Source organism: Lentibacillus populi (assembly GCA_014642895.1).
In the GTDB taxonomy this organism is placed as follows: Bacteria; Bacillota; Bacilli; order Bacillales; family Amphibacillaceae; genus Lentibacillus_C; species Lentibacillus_C populi.
This window is the reverse complement of record BMJD01000010.1, coordinates 47271-67332: the sequence shown is the minus strand read 5'-3', so window position 1 is coordinate 67332 and position 20062 is coordinate 47271. Positions and strand designations below refer to the sequence as shown.

Sequence of the window (20062 nt, the reverse complement as noted above, 5' to 3'; positions counted from 1 at the left end):
GCGTCGCAAGAAGGTCGAGGCGGCGTAGCTTTGAGCACCGGGCTTCCACAGGATGTGGTGACTTCTGCGTTGCCCACAGGACGTGGGCGGTTTTAGCAGAAGATCCTCTTCCGCCAACGAAGAGATTCGCCGCTTATCATTTGGTGACTTTTTGAACATCCTCTATAAGTGGTTATTCAAAAATTGTTTAATTTTTTTCTATTGGGCTATCCCATGTGGACATACCTGGTAAAACATTTATCACATTCTTATATCCTTTTTCGGTTAACTTTTGTGCTGCTAAATCACTGCGGTTAACTGTACGGCAAATAATATATAGCTCCTTATTTTGGTCTATTTCATCTAGACGTTCATCTAATTCCCCAAGGGGTATATTGACCGCCCCTGGAATATGACCAAAAGCAAATTCTATGGGTTCACAAACATCTAGAATTGAAATGGGCGGTTCATTTAACTTACTGTGAAGTTTGTTAAGTTCAATGGTATATTCATGTTTGATTTCTTCCTTCAGTTCGGGATCACTTGCTTTTCGTAGATAATGTTTTAACAGATCACCGCCCTCGACTGTTCCAATATACTGGTGCCCGGTATTCTCTGCCCATGCCTTTAAATCAGCAATTGAGCCTTTATCTATAGCCTGAACTTCCATAACTTGACCAGGTTCTAAGTTCATCATTGCTTTTTTGGCCTTCACAATAGGCATTGGACATGTCAGCCCTTTTGCATCCACTATTCTATTTGCTGTAATCTGAATCCTCCTTACTTTTCAACTTCATCTTCCCAGTCCAGCATACCGCCTGTCATATTCGTAACATCATAGCCTTGCTCACTTAAAAACAAGCAAGCTTTGCCACTTCGACCACCAGAACGGCAAACCATATAATAATGTTTATTTTTATCCATCTCATCAAGACGGTCTGGTAATTGACCAAGTGGAATATGAAGTGCACCCGGTATTTTCCCTTGTGCTACTTCTTTCTCTTCCCGAACATCAATAATGCTCACGTTTTCCCCTGCTTTTAATTTTCCTGCTAATTCTTTTGCTGCAACTTCCTTCACTACTGTTCCCTCCTAACTAGTAAAATTCCAGACCAATCATCATTATACATATACCCGTACAGGTATTATATATTAAATAAAAAAATGGGTTAGTTGATTGCTTGCTTAACCCGTTTTTTATGATAAATGTTGTAAAACAGCTTGTCAATCTTATCTGCTTCTAACTAATAAATTAACTGCTTCTTTAATAAGATCCTCAGAACTTTCGCCAGTTTGTTTTTCTTCACGAATGCACTGTTCCAGATTTTTACTGACAACTAATGCAGCGGTACGATCCATTGCACTTCTGACAGCCGACATTTGCGTCACGACATCCCGGCATTCTTTTTCTTCCTCCATCATTTTTAATAATCCTCTAACTTGCCCCTCAATACGCTTCATTCTATTTTTCATTTGGGCATCATATTTCATTCGTAACACTCCTTTCAGCTTTACTAAGTGAACACATACATCTTTTTTGCGGGATACCGCTTCTGTCGTTTTATTATTGTCGCTATGCTCACATAATATACCCATGGAGGTATTTTGTCAACATGTTTCTACGTAAATGTTAAAATCACATGAATACCCAACTTTTATATAAAAATAAAACAAGAACACTTATTACTTTCTAAGCATCCCTGTTTTATTTTCATCCATTCATTGAATTGTCACTTTAACAGTACGTACTCCCCATTTTATTGCAGCTTGCTTTGTCCGGACATAAACATCAATTTTGTTACCATTAATTGCACTGCCAATATCGCCAGCAATCGCATAACCATATCCTTCTACATGTACGACTGATCCTAAGGGAATAACATTTGGATCGACCGCAATTACTCTTGTATTAGGATTTTCCCTGAGGTCGATTCCGGTGTGCGTCACCCCTGAACCACCGGCACTCTCCATTGTATAAGCGGTGGCAGTAACGGTAAATGTTTTTTTGTTTGTGTTGTCCTGTGTTGCTTTTTTAGGTTTATCTACTTTTTCTTTACTTGCCGTACTAACTTTCCGTCCACTTTTTTTAACTTGTTCAGATTGCGAACTTTTTCTTGCTGCTGCTACAATATTTTGTTTTGCTTCCGTTTGAAGCGAGGCAATCTTTTTGTCTTCCAGTTGCAAGTTATCTATTAATGCAATTAACTCTTGCTGTTTCTTCTCTAACGACTCCCTGCGTTGTTCATTTTGCTGCTTTTCTTCTTTAATTTGTGCTAAAGTTTCCTCTTGTTCCGCTTTCATGGCGTTTAACTCATCAAGCTTTTCTAGTGCAAGCTTTTGCTTTTCGGCTACTTTATGTATGTCATTTTCGAGGGTTTCTAATAAGGAAGCATCAGCCTCCGTAATCTTGTTAACCATGGAAGTTCTGCTTATAAAATCACCAAAACTTTGCGCACCGAATATTACTTCTAAATAAGTCATTGAACCGCCCGCCTGTTGATAAGAGGCAATTCGTTCCTTTAAAATTTCCTTGCGTTTTTCAATATCCGTCTCTAATTCTTTAATTTCATCTTGAAGGATTCTAATTTCTTCTAGTGCACTTGTAATGTTTTGTTCTGTTTTCTCCATCATACCTTGCTTTTCATTCAATGATTGATTTACGCGTTCCATTTCTTTATTCAAATCTTCTATTTCTGACATCAGTTCAGCAACTTGTTCTTCTGCATTTGACAAATCTTCTTTAACATTCTTCCGTTGTTCCTGCAGGTTTTCTAACTTTGAATTTGCTTCTGCATAGCTATAATTGTTAAAAAATAAACTTCCTAAAACAATGATAGTTGCTAAGGTAATTGTAGCTAATTTTCTTGTCAACTTTTTCCCTCGCTTCCTATTTTTATTAAAAATAATTGCATTTCAACTCCAATAGTATATCACGGCAAACTTACACAACAATTAAGCTGAGATTACAATTGTATTTCATAAGTATCTCGCGTCAGAAATTACTTGCCATTTGTTTCATTTTTAAATAGTCTTTAAATAAACACCAATACAGAAAGGATTTTGTCACTGTGGAAAAAAAGATAAAGGATCTGACCCTGCTATTACTATATCTGACCTCTTGGAAGGAAGATGATATCCCAAAAGAAATGAGAAGAAGCTGGAAAGGCTATCCGTTTGAAATTTTAGATGAATTAACGGATGAAGATTTCATTAGAGGAAGTAAAAAATCAAAATCGGTCTATTTAACTGAAAATGGTATCAGCGAAGCGAAAAAATTAATGGAAACATATTTACAATAATGTATCTGCGCACTAAAGTTATAAACCAGGCTTCCCTTATATTTCATTGGCTTATTTTCTGAATAAACATGATATACTATAAGAAGGATCTTTGACATGGAGTGATTGAAATTGGAACGGTTAAACTTGAACGCCCTAAACCAATGGATAGATGAAAAAAAGCCTGAAGTTGAACGGCTAATAACCAGGAATCGTGATTAGAAAAAATAGGTTCGTACTCGCAAACGGGACGAAGATGAACAGAAAATAATCGACAAACTTTGTATTAGAAAATGGAAAATGGCTGATTAGGAAGGAAAAGTAAAATATCTTTCCAAACGGAAGTGGTTCTATGATTTCGATTGACGGGGCTAAATTGCGAATGGCGAATGGAGGGTAAATTATCCCTCCAATAATCAAAAAAGGTGACTCCAAAATTAAAAGTAAATGTTGAGTCGCCTTTTTTGATAACTCTTTTGAAAAAATGAACACCTTTTAGTATATAAAGAACTAACTAAGGACTGCCTCTTCTTCGCTTAGACCAAGCGCTCGCGCTGTTAAAGCATGAATTTCTTGAATAAGTTCTGGATTTTCCACCAGTGACAAGCCATAAGAAGGAATTATTTCTTTTATTTTCGGTTCCCACTCTTTTAGATGCTGCGGAAAGCATCTTTTGAACATATCCAGCACAACATGAACGGCAGTGGAAGCACCTGGAGAAGCACCAAGCAAAGCAGCGACTGAACCATCAGCAGCACTAACAAGTTCCGTACCAAATTGAAGCGTTCCTTTTCCGCCATCATCAGTGTCCTTAATTACTTGTACACGTTGTCCCGCTGTCACGGTATCCCAATCTTCACTTTTAGCATCTGGAATAAATTCCCGCAATTCTTCCATCCGTTGTTCTTTCGATAACATAAGCTGCTGCACCAGGTATTTTGTTAGTGGTATGTTTTTTGCACCTGCCGCTAACATCGTGAAGACATTATTCGGTTTTACAGAGCCAAATAAATCCATATTTGAACCAGTTTTTAAGAACTTTGGGGAGAAGCCGGCAAACGGTCCAAATAATAATGTTTTCTTGTTATCGATATATCGTGTGTCAAGATGTGGCACAGACATTGGAGGAGCGCCAACTGCAGCCTTTCCGTATACCTTTGCATGATGCTGCTTTACAACTTCAGGATTGTTACATACTAGGAATAGTCCGCTTACCGGGAACCCTCCAATATGTTTACTTTCGGGAATCCCGGTTTTTTGCAGTAACGGCAAGGCCCCTCCACCAGCCCCGATAAAGACGTAATTTGCAGTATGGTATTCGAGGGTACCGCGATCGAAATTACGAACTTTCACTTCCCACGAACCGTCGTCAGTACGTTTTATATCATCTACCGTGTGATTGTATTTTATATTTACATTTTGGCCCTTTAAGTAGTCTAACAATTTACGCGTTAGAGTTCCAAAGTTGACATCCGTCCCTGAGTCGATTTTTGTTGCTGCTATAGATCCCTTAGATGTACGGCCATCCATAATAAGCGGAATCCATTCCTTTAATTTTTCCGGGTCGCAAGAAAATTCCATCCCTTGGAACAAAGGATGGTTTGCCAGTGCATCAAACCGTTTTTTCAAAAACATTACATTATCTTCCCCATGTACTAAACTTATATGAGGCAATGGTTTGATAAAGTCCTGAGGATTACTTATCAGATTGCTGTTTACAAAATAAGACCAAAACTGTTTTGAAAGCTGAAACTGTTCGTTAATCTTTAGTGCTTTGCTAATGTCTATGGACCCGTCCGGTTTTTCGGGAGTGTAGTTAAGCTCGCACAGTGCCGAGTGCCCGGTTCCCGCATTATTCCATTCGTTGGAGCTTTCCTCTCCTGGCTTTTCAAGCTTCTCAAATACAGTAATTCTCCAGTCTGGTGCCAATTCTTTTAAGAGAGAGCCCAATGTCGCACTCATGATTCCGGCACCAATTAAAATAACGTCTGTTGTCGTATGTTTATTACTCATATTTACCTTCCTTACATCTTAAAATTTGCACAAAGAAAGCAAGCGCTCCTGCTCATACGTTAACAAGTCAGGGCGCAACCTAGTTATACATCTTTTCTAACCATATTATATTGTATTACAATTATACCATAAGTTATTTAAAAGCTGAAAAAAAGTGAGAAATCAAATGCATACGATATAGCAATGAAAAAGATAAAGTACAATTGCCCGTTGGATTTTTAGGGAGCTGGTGCAAACAAGTACCATGGTAATTTGGAAAATTGGGCTTTGGAGCTAAATTTTTATAAAGTAATTCTGTGTCCAGCAGAGTAATTAGGGTGGCGCCGCGGTTCATGTGTCACATAACCACAAAACCTTTGATTGCATTATTATAGAAATTACTATATAATCCAAGTGATTATTCTCTTCTTTTTTAAGTTTCTATTCTAATTCCTAATCTTCCTATCTAATTGAATACGCTGATTTATTAGCCTCGCAATCGTTTCATCATGCGTTACTTAAAACTCCTTCAATAGTATGAAGCAAAGTAGATATTCCCATTCTAGACTGGCACCATCTTATAGTGATTCAAACAGAACTTATATATTTTTCATTCCATCTATTTCAAATTTTAATAGACTGGGACTCTATAAATAAAAAGGATGTGGACTATGTTTTATAAACCGCGTACTATGTCTAACGAATTAATAATTCTGGAATTATTGAACGAGCGAAAGAATTTACCTAGAAAGGATAAGCAGCACTATTTTAATCTAAACAAAGGTTACGAAGGAGAGGTGCTATTTGATGCCTTAACAGAAAATCTTCAGTGTGAATGCTTGATATTAAATGATTTGTTACTAAAAGTAAATAATACTACCTTCCAAATTGATTCCCTCATTATTGCACATGGAAAGATTTACTTTTATGAGGTAAAAAACTATGAAGGCGATTATTATTACGAATCGGATAAGCTATTCAAAAGGAACCCTAAAGTAGAAGTAATTAATCCTCTGTACCAGTTAGGTAGAAGCGAATCCTTACTGCGTCAATTACTCCTCAGCATCGGATTCAACCCTCAAATAGATGCTTCCGTTGTTTTTATTAATCCGAAATTCACCTTATACCAAGCACCTCTAGATAAACCAATTATTTTTCCAACCCAAGTTAATCAATACATCGAAAATTTTAATGCAATACCTTCGAAATTGTCGGAAAAACATAAAAAAGTTGCAGATCAATTATTGTCGTTAAATAATACCGATTCTCCATATAAGCAAATACCTTCTTTCTATTATGACGAACTACGAAAGGGGATTACTTGTTCTAAATGTCATTCATTTAACTTATCTGTTGAGAAAAGGAAATGTATTTGTCACGAATGTGGGAATGGAGAGCCGGTTACAGACGCTGTAATGAGAAGTGTTAAAGAATTTAAGATTCTATTCCCCAATGAAAAGATTACAACCAATATCATTCATGATTGGTGCCAAGTGGTACAATCAAAAAAGACAATAAGAAGAATTCTAGCAACCAATTTTAATATTGTAGGGGTTCATCAATGGACATACTACGAATAAGATTTAGATTTCTAACGCTATAAGTTCCCTCTAGTCCCTCATAATCAAAATGAAGGACTTTTTAGTGGATTGAAGAACATATTTGAGGTTTTCATCATATCGATGAGTGACTTCTTACTGGCTACACCATCTCATTTAGGCTTTCATCTCTTCTATGAGTGACTTTTCTTGGGTTCCAGCAGCGCGTTTGGGCTCTCATCTCTTCCATGAGTGACTTTTCTCGGGTTTCAGCAGCGCATTTAGGCTTTCATCTCTTCCATGAGTGACTTTTCTCGGGTTCCAGCAGCGCATTTGGACTTTCATCTCTTCCATGAGTGACTTTTCTCGGGATCTACCATCATGATTTGTTCTTCGCCACAAGATGAAAGACGTTTAAGGAGTTTCATCTTGCATTTCAACCAACGGATCTATATAATAATAAAAAAGTCAATATCATAGCAATGAAAAAGATAAAGTACAATTGCCCGCTGGTTTTTTAGAGAGCTTGTGGCTGGTGAAAACAAGCACCATGGCAATTTGGAACTGGGCTTTGGAGCTTATTTTTTATAAAGTGATTCTGCGTCTAGCAGAATAATTAGGGTGGCACCGCGGTTCATTCGTCCCTTTACGCAGGGATAAATGGACTTTTTTAATGGAATTTTTTAATAAAACAAAACGGAGTGAAACAGATGAGCACAATATTTTCAGGAATACAGCCAAGTGGTACGCTAACAATAGGAAATTATTTAGGTGCGATGCAGCAGTTCGTCAAATTACAGGAAGAAAATCATTGCTATTTTTGTATTGTTGACGAGCATGCGATTACTGTACCGCAGGATCGTTTAAAGCTAAGACAAAATATTCGTTCGCTTGCAGCCTTATATCTTGCTGCAGGAATTGATCCGAACAAATCGACATTATTTATTCAGTCAGAAGTATCTGCACACGCGGAGCTGGCATGGATCATGCAATCGATCAGCTATATTGGGGAATTGGAGCGAATGACCCAATTTAAAGATAAAGCAGTTGGTAAGGAAGCAGTTTCTGTTGCATTATTAACGTACCCACCACTAATGGCCGCAGATATTTTACTGTACAATACCAATTTAGTTCCAGTCGGCGAGGATCAAAAGCAGCATCTCGAATTAACACGGAACTTGGCGCAACGCTTTAACAATAAGTACAACGACATTTTTACCATTCCAGAAATCAGCGTCCCTAAAGTAGGCGCGCGCATTATGTCTTTACAGGAACCAACCAAGAAAATGAGCAAATCGGATAGTAATGAAAAAGCATTTATTTCAATGCTGGACGAACCGAAGAAAATCGAGAAAAAGATTAAAAGTGCTGTTACCGATTCAGAAGGGATTGTTAAGTTCGATAAGGAAAACAAACCTGGCATTTCCAATCTACTAACGATTTTGGCGAGCTGTACTGGCGAATCAATTGAAAAGCTTGAAGAAAATTATGCGGGTAAGGGATATGGGGAATTCAAACAGGACGTGGCCCAGGCCGTTATCCAGGTACTGGCACCAATTCAGGACCGTTACGATGCTCTTATCGAAGCTGAAGAATTAGACACTATCCTTGACGATGGTGCAGATCGTGCCGCTTTAATCGCAAATAAAACGTTAGCGAAAGCGAAAAAAGCAACAGGTTTGGGACGAAAACGGAAATAAGATACTAAAAGTTGAACGTAAAAAGAAAAACACTTGACTAAAATTTAGCCAAGTGTTTTTACCGCTATTTTTTTCGTTTTTGCCTCTGAGTTCCGCCCTCTTTATTTCTGCTTCGACGTATTTTGTTCCTGACTTTGTTCCAGTTCCCACATTTTTTCCAAAAACGGCTGACCTTTAATCATTTTTCCGCACAGGTCTTCATGGGCGCTGCTCCAGCCATGTTTGACACCATTATATAAAGCTTGCCAAACCTTTTCCTCATCCATATAACGAATATATGGGTATTTTTTTGGGTTCCATTCCGTCAGCCAATAGCGCAATTCTTCCAGGTTATTTGCTGTATGTAACTGATCAAGCGCCATCATCAGCAACTGTTTCAGCTGCCGCTCCCGTCTTGTTAATCCGAAGACAAGCTCTGGCGGCATGGATAGCATATGATATTCTTTTTTATACAAATCCCCATCAAATTTAAATGATTGTTTTTTCGTGTTTTCGATCATATCAAAGACAAGCTGTTCTTGCCTCGGTATTAATCTGCTTTTACGAATTGGAATCTGATAACCGATTGTATCCATTGCAATGATATCCGTTCCATCCGTAACTACACAGGCATAATCCAGTACGGTACGCTCCTGTCCTTTTCGAATATATGCACGTTTATATATGCAATCAAGCATTGGTTTTGGTAAATCATGCATATCATTTTCAATATAGTTGTATAAATCTTCATTTATGTACAAGAGCGGTACTTGATCAAGCAATTCGATCCCATCTTCCTTCCGCCATTCGTGAAAATAACATACATTATACCCATTCTCCTCCCCTTCAAACCAATTCACCCACACATCGTGCAAATACAACATAAACAACCCTCACTTTTCAACTAACATTTACCATACATTATGACCATCATGTTAGAAAAATATTCTGGGATTTTTATCACGGATTAACGGGTCATCATACCACCATCTCCAAGCGTGAGTAAACTAAAGACGTGAAGGTGAACGATAAACACCCCGTAAATTCCCGATTCTGTTCAATGTGTGTTTGGATATCGATAAATGGCAATCGCCATAAGGATAAACCCAATTGGTAAAAAGTAACATTCCGGTCGTCCTTTAAGGAAGATAAAATAATCAATCCAGCCTAATCCTGCCGGCAAAAAATTGGAATATGCAACAATGGTCACACCACCGGAAACAGCCAGTCCAAACCCCAATAAAAAGAGAAACAAATAAAACATGTCCATCCCACCCACGCTTGTCCATTCGTTTTAATTCAGTTTATGCTTGTGGACCGAAATACATGATAGGGTTGTCCATTTTCATGTTTTCGTTCCTGAATGCTATAGCAAGAATGCGTTCATGTTTCTGCTCTCCGGTTGATGTTTCCGTTCTCCGGTCGATATTTCTGCTCTCCGGTTGATGTTTCCGTTCTCCGGTCGATGTTTCTGCTCTCCGGTTGATGTTTCCGTTCTCCGGTTGATATTTCTGCTCTCCGGTTGATGTTTCCGTTCTCCGGTTGATGTTTCCGTTCTCCGGTTGATGTTTCCGTTCTCCGGTTGATGTTTCCGTTCTCCGGTTGATGTTTCTGCTCTCCGGTTAATGTTTCCGTTCTCCGGTCGATATTTCCGTTCTCCGGTTGATGTTTCCGTTCTTCGGTTGATGTTTCCGTTCTTCGGTTGATGTTTCCGTTCTCCGGTCGATATTTCTGCTCTCCGGTCGATATTTCCGTTCTCCGGTTGGTATTTCTGTTTTCCGGCTGGTGTCCCTGCATCTCCAGTTGATGTTCTCTCCTGGGGCCTATATTCCCGCTTTTCCGCTTGATAGTTACCACCACCCGGTTCACATTCACAGCCTTCTTCATTTTTCTTGCTAGTAAAAAAAGACCAACCAGATCACTGGTCAGCCTCTTTTTAATCCGTAGAACTTATTTATATTTTTTAAAAATCAATGCAACATTGTGTCCGCCAAAACCAAGTGAATTGCTCATGACAACTTCTACATTTTGTTTACGTGCTTCATTCGGCACATAATCCAAATCACATTCCGGATCTGGTGTTTCATAGTTGATTGTCGCTGGTATAATATCGTCATCAATTGCTTTTACAGCAATAACGGATTCAATTCCGCCTGCTGCACCTAACAGGTGACCGGTCATGGATTTCGTTGATGATACAGCTACCTTTCCAGCATGCTCACCGAATACGCGTTTAATTGCAGTCGTTTCATATTTATCATTTAAGTTGGTACTTGTGCCATGTGCATTAATATAATCAACATTTTCCGGGGAGAGCTCCGCATCATTCAATGCTTGTTGCATCGCTCTTGCTGCACCTTCGCCATCAAGTGCTGGTGCTGTAATGTGGTATGCATCCCCTGTTGCACCGTAACCAACAATTTCACCGTAAATATGGGCGCCACGCTTTTGTGCCGATTCAAGCGTTTCCAGGAGCAAAATTCCAGCCCCTTCTCCCATAACGAATCCATCACGATTTTTATCAAACGGTCTGCTTGCAGTTCGTGGATCGTTATTTAGCGATAAAGCCTTCGCCGAACAAAAACCGGCAAATGCCATATTCGAAATCGGCGCTTCGGTACCTCCGGCGATGACATAATCCGCTCCACCACGCTGAATTACTTTAAATGCGTCACCGATGGAATTAGCGCCTGATGCACAGGCTGTAGTCGTACAAGAATTAATTCCTTTTGCGCCCAATTGAATGGATACTTGGCCTGCAGCCATATCCGGAATCATCATTGGTACAAAAAATGGACTAACTCGTCTGGGGCCTTTTTCCAAAAACTTTCTGTGCTGATCCTCCCATGTTTGCATGCCGCCAATTCCTGATCCGATCCAAACGCCGACACGATCAGCGATTTCCTCATCGATTTTTAAATTTGCATCTTCCACAGCCATTTTTGCTGCTGCAACAGCGTATTGTGTGAATGGATCCATTTTACGAGTTTCTTTTTTATCAATATAGTTCAATGGATCAAAATCTTTCACTTCAGCAGCAACCTTTGCCGGAAAATCATCTTTATTGACTTTTGTGACAAAATCAATTCCGGATTTTCCGGCGACAAGATTATCCCATGTTGTCTTAGCATCATTGCCTAACGGAGAAATGGCTCCTAATCCGGTCACAACAACTCTTCTTTCCTCCATTTGGTCATTCACTCCTCGTCCTTTTACTCACCTATCATTATAATTGATTTTAAACGTTTAGGAAATTACGGCGCTCCGGTTCCCCGGAATCTTTCTCCTCTATTTCCCCCAACGTAATGCAACGGACCCCCATGTTAGTCCTCCACCAAAGCCGACTAATACCAGTAAGTCGTTATCCTTGATTCTACCATTCTTTACAGCTTCTGATAAGGCCATCGGAATAGAGGCTGCAGATGTATTTCCATATTTCTTAATTGTTTTTGCCATTTTATCTTCAGAAATGCCTAATCGTTCCCGGGCAGCTTCCATGATTCGTATGTTTGCCTGATGAGGAATCAGATAATCAACATCCTCTTTATGATACCCAATTTTTTCAATAACACTTACCGCTGATTTAGGCATTTGTCTAACCGCAAACTTGAATACCTCACGCCCGTTTTGGAACAAATATTTATCAGGATTCTGATATAAATATTTACCGCCTGATCCGTCAGAACCTAATTCAAACGATAATATTCCTTTTTCTTCCGATACTTTACCAACGACAGCTGCACCTGCACCATCACCAAAAAGGACACACGTATTGCGATCCTTCCAATCGGTTATTTTTGATAGCTTTTCTACACCTATGACCAATACGTGTTTGTAGGCATTTGTCTCGATAAATTGCTTGGCGGTGATCAACGCATACATAAACCCGGAACATGCTGCACCTACATCCATCGCCGCTGCTTTCGTTGCCCCCAGCCGATCTTGCAGGCGGCATGCAACAGATGGAAAAGGTGTATCAGGTGTTACAGTTGCAACCAATATCAAATCAAGTTCTTCTGGTTGCACGTTTGCTTCTTCCAATGCATTTTCCGCCGCATAAAAGGCCATATCTGAAGTATCGGTATCGTCATCAGCTATTCTGCGTTCTTCAATTCCTGTTCTCGTTTTGATCCATTCATCATTCGTGTCCACCATTTTTTCCAAATCTTTGTTTGTCAATACTTTCGGCGGAACATAATGACCCGTACCTAGTATACCAGCACTCATATCTCCATCCCCTTATATTCTAATGTTAATAGTGCTCTTCAAAAAGCTGCCAAATCAACGCCTAGAAGGTCGCCTTGTAGATCCAGGGTACCGGGTTTGCTAGAAAGAAAGTATAAATTTGCAGCTGTATGGAGGCTTTGCGAGGAAGAGCCACGTCCAGCTCCAGTGCCCAGCGGCTAGTGTGCAACACCAGCCTCCGCAAGACAAGTCAACATCGGCTACTCCAGAGTTTACGCTTATTATTTGGTGGTTTTTGAACAACCTCTAATATCAATTATTATGACTTGGTACTAATTTTAATTCATTCTTCCCCCTGTTGCAAGGGAAAAAGAGAGTCAACCATTAACAACGTTTGTAATCGGGTAGGAACCACACAAATTAAGTCCCACCGTTACCGCTCATTTGGCAGCATACCAGTTTTTTTATAAACATCTATAGCATCTTTTATCTTTTCCTGAAATTCTTCTGGGACATCCGGGCTGAACCTGCCTAATGAGATGGCATCATCCTGAAAATCAAATGTTAAAATTTGGCCTGAGAGTTCCCCTTTATTGAACTTTTTGGCAATGAGCTCATACAATTTGTCTGCATGCTGAACGGTGCTTGTCAATACTGCCGTTTCATCAATATCCGACTGATCGGAAACGTATCCAATCGCATAGATTCCATCTTTACTTGCCAGTTTAATCATTTCACTACTAAAGGCATCACCAGCAGGATAAATAACATCAGCATTCACATCACGCATTTTCTCGAAACTCTCCAAAGCGCTTTTTTCATCATTCCAATCATTAACATAATCAATATGCACTTCCGCATCGGGGTTTTGATATTTCACCCCTTCATAAAATCCTTCTATTTCGGGCTGCCATTCATATGCAGCAACAATTGCAACCTGATTTGTTTTTGTCATTTTTCCTGCAATCATTCCACCAAAATAACCCATCGCATGTGCATTAAAATTTAAACTTATCACATTATCCGCATAGTACCCACCATTAAAATAAACAAATTGTACATCTGGATACTCCTGGGAAATATCGACAAAGAACTTCCCATATGCACTGCTATGGCCAAAAATGAGGTTTACTCCATGGTTGACCAATTCATCCACAGCATTTGCCACGTCCTGCTCTGTTTTGATCCCCTCTTTAAAATAAACATCAACATCATACTTATCACGAATGGCGAGTAGGCCCTTATACCCCTTGGCTCCCCATGCTTGATCATGGATTGAGGTTTCTGCCAACATGCCTGCTTTTTGTATTTTGCCTTGGTCAAAATAAGAACTACAGCCTGATAATAGTATGATGAAACCGATTAGGATTATGATGTATCGCTTTTCCAACGTGTGCACTCCCATCCGTGAACATTGATGTACGGGCATCTCCCTATGTTAATTGTAGCGTTTAACCATCCAGCAGTAAACGTTATTCCCGATTACATTTATATTACATTAGTAAATAGTTTTAAATCTATTATAGTGATCCTGCACTTTTTTAACATTCTTCTCGATAGGTCTAATGTCACGAAGGAAGATAAACCGTTTACTGTTCTTATCTAGTTTCCTATTGTCTTTTACAGACCTTAGTTCGATAAAGGATGGTAAATGATTGGATTGAATGATTTGCATCAGACAAAGAACAAAATCTTCAATATAAATGGCATCGTTTAAGAATACGTCTGAATCAAATGGTACAAATCTATTTTGAGCGTACATCCCCTTCTCATTCATTGGCATCCATTCACCAAACAGCAGTGGGAGCATAACCGTTGTCAACTGGGCATCACCTTCTTTCCTCGCTTCATCCCGACATAATTTAACCATTTTGTCTGCCTTCAGATCCAATGCATGACCATTTGATCCGTTTATAATAATTGCTGTATAACGTTCTCTGCATTCTTTTTTATCCTGCAACAAGGAAAATAAATCATTTCGTCCAACCATCATTGCCAAATTCTCTTTCTTATTTGTAGCAGTATTATCAAATCCATCTACCTGATAACCATTTTCAACCAAATAATTGATAATATGAAATCCAATCCAATCGAAACAATTTGTTACAAGAAATGACATCGCCTTTCCCCCTGTTCCTTATTACTATATTATTCATAAAATGAAACTTCATTCTGTGGGGGCTGCCGACGCGACAGGGCGTGCTAATACAGGCGAAGGCATGCGGACATGACGATTTTAGCCTGCCTTCCCTCCCCACAGAGTGTTGTGAGCGAATCAGGAATTTACGAACTCTTTATCTCCTACCTTCCCATTTTTGGTTTAGACACGCTTAGAGATGGGTGTATTACAGCCCGTCACTACGTGATAACGTAAAAGAAATACTTTTATTTTTTTAGCCAATTTGGTAAACTAAAAGCAGAATGTTAAAAAATGAGGTGTTTTCAGATGCGGTTCTTTTGGACGTTCATTTGGGCATTGGCAGTCGGCAGTGTTATTTCTTATATCCTGTCCAGTATGGCTGGTAATCCTTTTAACGTTGTTCATACACTTGCCCTGGCAATTATCTTTACATTAGCTATCTACTTATTAGGAGAAGGTGTACTGAAAGAACAAGAAGAGTAACCTTGGAACGACAAGATTGATTGTATATGTTCAAAAGTCTGACAAGTTACACATAAACCCTTGCCAACAAGGAGATGGCAAGGGTTTTAATGTTAGAAATGAAATGTGCGTCAATTGACTGTTAGTACCATGGTAATACACTTAATGCAGTAAGAGCAGCCAATGGCAAAATTAACCGTCGGAATCTTCTTGGTGGATACCCATAACCCGGGTACCCGAACCCTCCTGGATACCCATAACCCGGATATCCATAACCAAATTGCCGATTTTGATGGTTCATTTCCGGCTGTGTATGGTGTTCATACTGTTCTAAAGGTATAGCTAAATAAACATATTCATCATCCAGTCCGGTTACTATACCGTCAACTTTTGAGCCGTCAACTAATTCTGCAAGTACGTAAGAATGCATATGATCTTTACATAATTCGTATATATGATGATAGTCTTGTTTCATTTCCCTTTTTCACCCTCCTCTGCAACTAGACTATTCATTAGCCCAAAGAATAGTGACTGAAAAAGGATAGCAATTCACATAGATAAGAACAAAGGCGCAAGCGCCCGTTTAGCGGCGTATGTGCTGGACTGAGCCGTAGGAGATAAAGGAAACACGACGACCGGAGGGAGTCGATGTTGACTTATCGTACGGAGGTGAAGGAAGCACACTAGCCGCTGGGCGCTGGAGCCGGACGTGGCTTATCCGGTTATTAAGTTATCCACAGCCGCAAAATTTTATAATTTCCTAGACGATAAGAAAAGCGGAAGCGCCCGTTTAGCAACGTACAAACCGCGCCCGCGCAACGCGGGTGGTTCGGTGTTGCTGCCGGGAGCAGCGGTTTTAACCGAACAAACAACCGCAATGAGATAAAGGAAACATGCCACTAAAAAAGGGGTAGACGTGAGTTGGCCGCAAAGGCCGTTTTTAGTTGGCCTTCCTTCTCCCCGAACCGATGTTACTTATCGTAGTGAAGGAGTGTGAAGTTTGCTTGGCTTTAGCGCTGGAGCTGGACATGACCAACTCGGACGCAAGCAGAATAGAGCCTGAATTTTTATACTTTCTTTACTTATAAATTTAAAAAATGGAGGATTTTTTCATGGATGGCATTACAGAATTCTGGTTATTAGTAAAGTATGTACTGCTAGGATTTTTCCAAGGGATTACTGAACCAATCCCGATTTCTTCGAGTGGACATTTAGTCATTTTACGTGAACTGTTTGGTATTGAGATCAAGGGGCTTTCCTTTGAAATACTAGTCAATTTTGGATCACTCATTGCCGTTTTAGTTGTCTATCGCAACGATATTATACGCCTAATCAACCATTTCTTCCGCTACATATTCACAAAGGATGCATCGGCAAAACGTGATTTTCGATTTGTGATGTATCTGGTAATTGCGACCATCCCTACCGGCATTATTGGTTTGCTGCTGGAGGATTACATCAGCAGCAAACTAAGCACGGTAGCGGTTGTCGGTGTAACACTGCTGATTACTGGTTTTGCTTTATGGATCATCCGTAACCTGCGTGGGAAGAAAAACGATGGTGATTTAACAGTAAAAGATGCGATCATTGTTGGCTTGGCACAATCGGTTGCCTTAATTCCCGGAATTAGCCGCTCCGGTGCAACCATTGTCGCTGCTATGCTTCTTGGAATGAAACAGGAAACTGCATTGCGCTTTTCTTTTCTATTATATATCCCGGTAAGTCTTGGAATAACCGTCATGTCTCTTTCCGATATTGTCAATGATCCTGACTTTGATGTATTAATGATCCCATATTTGCTCGCATTCATGGCTTCCATTATCGCATCATACTTTGCTCTGAAATGGTTTATCAACATTATGCGTCAGGGCAATTTGAAGTATTTTTCTTTCTATTGTTTTGCTATTGGGTTACTTGTAATCTTATTTTTATAATAAGCTCATCCCCTTGCTGCACTAAAGCTTAGTGTAGTAGGCACTGGGCACGGAAGCAATGGGAAATGGCAGCACAAAAAACTAGCGGATCGATAGAAACATTTGTATGTGATGAGCAAATTGTGACTGCCAGATCCGGCTCTAATTTAACATATTTAAGAAGTCGGTATCTTCTGTACATTCATAATTTTAAACAGCTACCTTTTATTTCAAGGATATTATCTGCTATACTTAGTGAAAGAAGATATGATTATTCTTTAAGGTGGTTATTTAAGATGTCTGAGAGGTACATCAAATCCAATATGTCCGATGATCTGAAGGAGCTGCTTGCTTCCGTTGACCATACGAAACCGATCAAAAAAGACACCTTTTTATTTTCGGAAGGCGAAAAAGCTGAAGAGTTGTACATTATAAAATCCGGGAAAATTCAAATTGGCAAGCTATCCCCTGACGGAAGGGAACTCACGCTTAGAATCTGCAACAGAGGTGACATTGTGGGTGAGCTTTCTTTATATGATAATGTGAAATATATTCTGAATGCAAAAGTGTTGGAGGATGGAGAAGTAGCTGTTATTAAAAAGTTTCATTTGGAAGAAAAACTGTTAAATAACGGCAGTCTGGCAATTGAATTTATGAAAGTAATGAGTGAATCCTTCCGCCGGGATCAAACAAGATTTCGTGATCTTGTCATGCATGGGAAAAAAGGGGCGTTATTTTCCACATTGATCCGCCTGTCAAATAGTTATGGCAAGAAACAAAGCAGTGGAAATATCTATATTGATATCGTCCTAACTAATCAGGAGCTGGCAAACTTCTGTGGTACATCCCGGGAAAGTGTCAATCGTCTATTAAATGATCTAAAGCGCAATCATATTATCTCAATGAAAAAAGGACATATTATTATTCATGATTTAAACTTTCTAAAGAAGGAAATAAACTGTGAAAATTGCCCGGTTGTCCTCTGCAGTATTCATTAATTGGACACAAACACTGCCATCATTTGTCAGTCACTCGACTGAGAATCAAAAGCTTCTAGCGTATAATACCTAGAAGCTTTATTCATGAAAGTTACTTTACAGCCCTTTTCTTCCCTCTCATCACCTTAGGTATATACACGCAATATGGCTCGGATTCCATGTAATCCCCCGTAACATTATAGGCTCTCGATCTTGAACCACCGCAAACAAAACGAAATTCGCAGACACCGCATTTCCCTTTATATTGATCTGGATCTCGTAGATTTTTAAATACTTCTGACTCCCGGTAAATCGTTGCTAACGGAGTGGTTCTTACATTACCAGCTTTAATTGGCAACAGACCGCTTGGATATACATCACCAATATGCGAAATAAATACAAAGCCATTGCCATCATTCACCCCTTTTGGTGCACGGCCAAGCCCGTCAATTTGCCCTGTCTTCCCATTCATCAAGGCATCCTCATAATAAATATGGTCTGTACTGCTTTTCCCATTATGTTCCCGCATTTTACCTTGGATAACGACGCGTCGATAGTGCTGAGCTGCAGTTGTTTTAATGTCGAATGGCACCCGTTTGGATAAATTATATAACCAGCGTAAGACACGTTCGTGCTCTGCTGGTGAGATCATATCCGATTCTTTCCCTCGCCCAGTCGGTACGAGGAAAAATACACTCCACAGCACACAGCCCAACTGTTCTACCATTTCAGCAAGTTCATCTAAATAATCAACATTGTACCGGGAAATGACTGTATTAATTTGCAATGGCATTTCCAATTCGTGCAAATAATTAATCGCATTCATTGTTAAATCGAATGAACCGGTTGTACCGCGAAAATGGTCATGAACCTCGGCGCAATGACCATCAATGCTGAATGCCCAGCGTGCCAGTCCGACATCTTTTGCCTTCTTCATTGCTTCCTTTGTGACATTCGGGGTTGCGGACGGTGTCATCGATACGCGAACCCCTTTGTGCACTGCATATTCGGCAATCTCAAAAACATCCGGCCGCTCCAATGGATCACCGCCGGTAAAGACAAGCATTGGATTATCCATTTCATAAATATCATCAATTAATTTCTTTCCTTCTTCAAACGTTAATTCTCTCGGATCCCGATGATACTGAGCCTCGGCGCGGCAATGCAAACATTTTAATGCACATGCACGTGTCAATTCCCATATTACAATAAATGGGTTTTTATTGTAATCTTGTGTAAACATAAAACCATCTCCTACCAATCATTACGACACTACGCTTACTGTACCACGATTTTCAAGTATTGGATGTGATGAAGTTCACAAATATCATTGCAAATGTCTTCGCTTTGAAGGTCCCTTGAATTTGTTTGGCGGATCCCATTATCAAATTTTGGGCTGGTAATGCTGATGTTTCAAGAGTCCTTCATAGTTTTTAACAGGGTATACTGTAAAAAACTTTTCGCTACAGAAGAGATTCACTGCTTAAATTTTACTGACTTCCTGAGCTTCATCTTATATTATTTTTTACCGATAGTAACTCGCCATATTGCTGGTCCCTGTTCCGTATATTCCCATGTAAATGCAGCTTCCCCCCGTTCGATCATCAATTGATAATGAAGTGGTTTTGGATCATGATCATTGGAAAGCTCCATATATTCGCCCGGCTTTAAACTATCAAATATTTCGAAAATCTTCGGATGACGAAAACGCGGCTCAATCTCCGGGGCATGGATTTTGGTTACAAAGTCTATGTTGTCCATTATTTTTCCTCCCTCTTCGTTTTATTACCACACACTTACTATAAAGGATAAATGCTATATAGGATGTGAGAATAAACACCTTCCAACTATGATTTTTATCACGCTATTAAAAACTGTTGACAATTAGGCTAATAACTTGGGGTGGAACGTGCTAAAAT

The 20062-nt window shown here is 39.5% G+C and carries 21 protein-coding genes and 1 other annotated feature; of the genes, 6 read left to right on the top strand and 15 right to left on the bottom strand.

What is annotated here, in order from left to right:
* Positions 1-187: 187 nt before the first annotated feature.
* From IEX12_RS08530 to IEX12_RS08515, 4 genes are all read right to left on the bottom strand, one after another.
* Entirely contained in the window at positions 188-754 is a 567-nt protein-coding gene (locus tag IEX12_RS08530) for a sulfurtransferase TusA family protein (RefSeq protein ID WP_188724958.1), read from the bottom strand.
* Positions 755-759: 5 nt separating this feature from the next.
* Positions 760-1059: a rhodanese-like domain-containing protein gene (locus IEX12_RS08525; protein WP_088049753.1), complete on the bottom strand. Its 300-nt coding sequence runs from the start codon at positions 1057-1059 to the stop codon at positions 760-762.
* 150 nt (positions 1060-1209) lie between these two features.
* Positions 1210-1470: a metal-sensitive transcriptional regulator gene (locus tag IEX12_RS08520; protein ID WP_088049752.1), complete on the bottom strand. Its 261-nt coding sequence runs from the start codon at positions 1468-1470 to the stop codon at positions 1210-1212.
* A 228-nt stretch (positions 1471-1698) separates the two neighbouring features.
* Positions 1699-2850, bottom strand: coding sequence for a PcsB-like coiled-coil domain-containing protein (locus IEX12_RS08515; RefSeq protein WP_088049751.1), 1152 nt, complete (start codon positions 2848-2850; stop codon positions 1699-1701).
* Positions 2851-3047: 197 nt separating this feature from the next.
* Between IEX12_RS08515 and IEX12_RS08510 the strand changes: the two genes are divergently transcribed.
* Positions 3048-3278 carry a DUF6429 family protein gene (locus IEX12_RS08510; protein ID WP_088049750.1) on the top strand — a complete coding sequence of 77 codons (231 nt, stop codon included), beginning with the start codon at positions 3048-3050 and terminating at the stop codon, positions 3276-3278.
* A 489-nt stretch (positions 3279-3767) separates the two neighbouring features.
* Here the strand turns inward: IEX12_RS08510 and IEX12_RS08505 are convergent, their stop codons facing one another.
* A complete protein-coding gene (locus tag IEX12_RS08505) occupies positions 3768-5270 on the bottom strand; it encodes a malate:quinone oxidoreductase (RefSeq protein ID WP_188724953.1) in 1503 nt (500 codons plus the stop codon).
* A gap of 650 nt (positions 5271-5920) precedes the next feature.
* Here IEX12_RS08505 and IEX12_RS08500 point away from each other — a divergent pair.
* Together IEX12_RS08500 and trpS are read left to right on the top strand one after the other, a co-directional pair.
* Complete coding sequence (locus IEX12_RS08500; protein WP_188724952.1) at positions 5921-6829, top strand: nuclease-related domain-containing protein; 909 nt, start codon at positions 5921-5923, stop codon at positions 6827-6829.
* Positions 6830-7260: 431 nt separating this feature from the next.
* Positions 7261-7436, top strand: a binding site (T-box leader).
* Between the two features lie 61 nt (positions 7437-7497).
* Positions 7498-8487 (top strand): tryptophan--tRNA ligase, encoded by a 990-nt coding sequence (gene trpS, locus IEX12_RS08495; protein WP_102415503.1) that lies wholly within the window; start codon positions 7498-7500, stop codon positions 8485-8487.
* Between the two features lie 101 nt (positions 8488-8588).
* Here trpS and IEX12_RS08490 read toward each other — a convergent pair whose 3' ends face one another.
* From IEX12_RS08490 to IEX12_RS08460, 7 genes are all read right to left on the bottom strand, one after another.
* Positions 8589-9350 (bottom strand): YjbA family protein, encoded by a 762-nt coding sequence (locus tag IEX12_RS08490; protein ID WP_088049746.1) that lies wholly within the window; start codon positions 9348-9350, stop codon positions 8589-8591.
* 173 nt (positions 9351-9523) lie between these two features.
* Positions 9524-9730, bottom strand: a complete 207-nt coding sequence (locus IEX12_RS08485; protein ID WP_088049745.1) for a YuzI family membrane protein — start codon at positions 9728-9730, stop codon at positions 9524-9526.
* Positions 9731-9849: 119 nt separating this feature from the next.
* Positions 9850-10335: a hypothetical protein gene (locus IEX12_RS08480; protein ID WP_188724951.1), complete on the bottom strand. Its 486-nt coding sequence runs from the start codon at positions 10333-10335 to the stop codon at positions 9850-9852.
* Positions 10336-10416: 81 nt separating this feature from the next.
* A complete protein-coding gene (gene fabF, locus IEX12_RS08475) occupies positions 10417-11655 on the bottom strand; it encodes a beta-ketoacyl-ACP synthase II (protein WP_188724950.1) in 1239 nt (412 codons plus the stop codon).
* Positions 11656-11754: 99 nt separating this feature from the next.
* The gene (locus IEX12_RS08470) at positions 11755-12693 is read right to left on the bottom strand and encodes a beta-ketoacyl-ACP synthase III (RefSeq protein WP_088049742.1); all 939 of its coding nucleotides are present in this window, start codon (positions 12691-12693) and stop codon (positions 11755-11757) included.
* 391 nt (positions 12694-13084) lie between these two features.
* A complete protein-coding gene (locus tag IEX12_RS08465; protein WP_308777555.1) occupies positions 13085-14050 on the bottom strand; it encodes a BMP family ABC transporter substrate-binding protein in 966 nt (321 codons plus the stop codon).
* A 99-nt stretch (positions 14051-14149) separates the two neighbouring features.
* Positions 14150-14770, bottom strand: coding sequence for a hypothetical protein (locus tag IEX12_RS08460; protein ID WP_088049741.1), 621 nt, complete (start codon positions 14768-14770; stop codon positions 14150-14152).
* A gap of 327 nt (positions 14771-15097) precedes the next feature.
* Between IEX12_RS08460 and IEX12_RS08455 the strand changes: the two genes are divergently transcribed.
* On the top strand, positions 15098-15274 hold the full coding sequence (locus IEX12_RS08455; protein ID WP_088049740.1) for a YjzD family protein: 177 nt from the start codon (positions 15098-15100) through the stop codon (positions 15272-15274).
* Positions 15275-15395: 121 nt separating this feature from the next.
* Here the strand turns inward: IEX12_RS08455 and IEX12_RS08450 are convergent, their stop codons facing one another.
* Entirely contained in the window at positions 15396-15728 is a 333-nt protein-coding gene (locus IEX12_RS08450; protein WP_088049739.1) for a hypothetical protein, read from the bottom strand.
* A gap of 646 nt (positions 15729-16374) precedes the next feature.
* Here IEX12_RS08450 and IEX12_RS08445 point away from each other — a divergent pair.
* Positions 16375-17187 (top strand): undecaprenyl-diphosphate phosphatase, encoded by an 813-nt coding sequence (locus tag IEX12_RS08445; protein WP_188724956.1) that lies wholly within the window; start codon positions 16375-16377, stop codon positions 17185-17187.
* Positions 17188-17462: 275 nt separating this feature from the next.
* Positions 17463-18164, top strand: a complete 702-nt coding sequence (locus tag IEX12_RS08440) for a Crp/Fnr family transcriptional regulator (protein WP_155554511.1) — start codon at positions 17463-17465, stop codon at positions 18162-18164.
* A 91-nt stretch (positions 18165-18255) separates the two neighbouring features.
* Here the strand turns inward: IEX12_RS08440 and IEX12_RS08435 are convergent, their stop codons facing one another.
* Both IEX12_RS08435 and IEX12_RS08430 read right to left on the bottom strand, forming a co-directional pair.
* On the bottom strand, positions 18256-19386 hold the full coding sequence (locus IEX12_RS08435; RefSeq protein WP_088049738.1) for a TIGR04053 family radical SAM/SPASM domain-containing protein: 1131 nt from the start codon (positions 19384-19386) through the stop codon (positions 18256-18258).
* A gap of 275 nt (positions 19387-19661) precedes the next feature.
* Positions 19662-19904 carry a DUF2249 domain-containing protein gene (locus IEX12_RS08430; RefSeq protein WP_088049737.1) on the bottom strand — a complete coding sequence of 81 codons (243 nt, stop codon included), beginning with the start codon at positions 19902-19904 and terminating at the stop codon, positions 19662-19664.
* Positions 19905-20062: the final 158 nt, after the last annotated feature.

Excerpts from the sequence above, each read along its gene's own strand:
- IEX12_RS08520 (WP_088049752.1), bottom strand. The coding sequence starts at position 1,470 with ATGAAATATGATGCCCAAATGAAAAATAGAATGAAGCGTATTGAGGGG.
- IEX12_RS08505 (WP_188724953.1), bottom strand. The coding sequence starts at position 5,270 with ATGAGTAATAAACATACGACAACAGACGTTATTTTAATTGGTGCCGGA.
- IEX12_RS08500 (WP_188724952.1), top strand. The coding sequence starts at position 5,921 with ATGTTTTATAAACCGCGTACTATGTCTAACGAATTAATAATTCTGGAA.
- trpS (WP_102415503.1), top strand. The coding sequence starts at position 7,498 with ATGAGCACAATATTTTCAGGAATACAGCCAAGTGGTACGCTAACAATA.
- IEX12_RS08490 (WP_088049746.1), bottom strand. The coding sequence starts at position 9,350 with ATGTTGTATTTGCACGATGTGTGGGTGAATTGGTTTGAAGGGGAGGAG.
- IEX12_RS08485 (WP_088049745.1), bottom strand. The coding sequence starts at position 9,730 with ATGTTTTATTTGTTTCTCTTTTTATTGGGGTTTGGACTGGCTGTTTCC.
- fabF (WP_188724950.1), bottom strand. The coding sequence starts at position 11,655 with ATGGAGGAAAGAAGAGTTGTTGTGACCGGATTAGGAGCCATTTCTCCG.
- IEX12_RS08470 (WP_088049742.1), bottom strand. The coding sequence starts at position 12,693 with ATGAGTGCTGGTATACTAGGTACGGGTCATTATGTTCCGCCGAAAGTA.
- IEX12_RS08460 (WP_088049741.1), bottom strand. The coding sequence starts at position 14,770 with ATGTCATTTCTTGTAACAAATTGTTTCGATTGGATTGGATTTCATATT.
- IEX12_RS08455 (WP_088049740.1), top strand. The coding sequence starts at position 15,098 with ATGCGGTTCTTTTGGACGTTCATTTGGGCATTGGCAGTCGGCAGTGTT.
- IEX12_RS08450 (WP_088049739.1), bottom strand. The coding sequence starts at position 15,728 with ATGAAACAAGACTATCATCATATATACGAATTATGTAAAGATCATATG.
- IEX12_RS08440 (WP_155554511.1), top strand. The coding sequence starts at position 17,463 with ATGTCTGAGAGGTACATCAAATCCAATATGTCCGATGATCTGAAGGAG.
- IEX12_RS08435 (WP_088049738.1), bottom strand. The coding sequence starts at position 19,386 with ATGTTTACACAAGATTACAATAAAAACCCATTTATTGTAATATGGGAA.
- IEX12_RS08430 (WP_088049737.1), bottom strand. The coding sequence starts at position 19,904 with ATGGACAACATAGACTTTGTAACCAAAATCCATGCCCCGGAGATTGAG.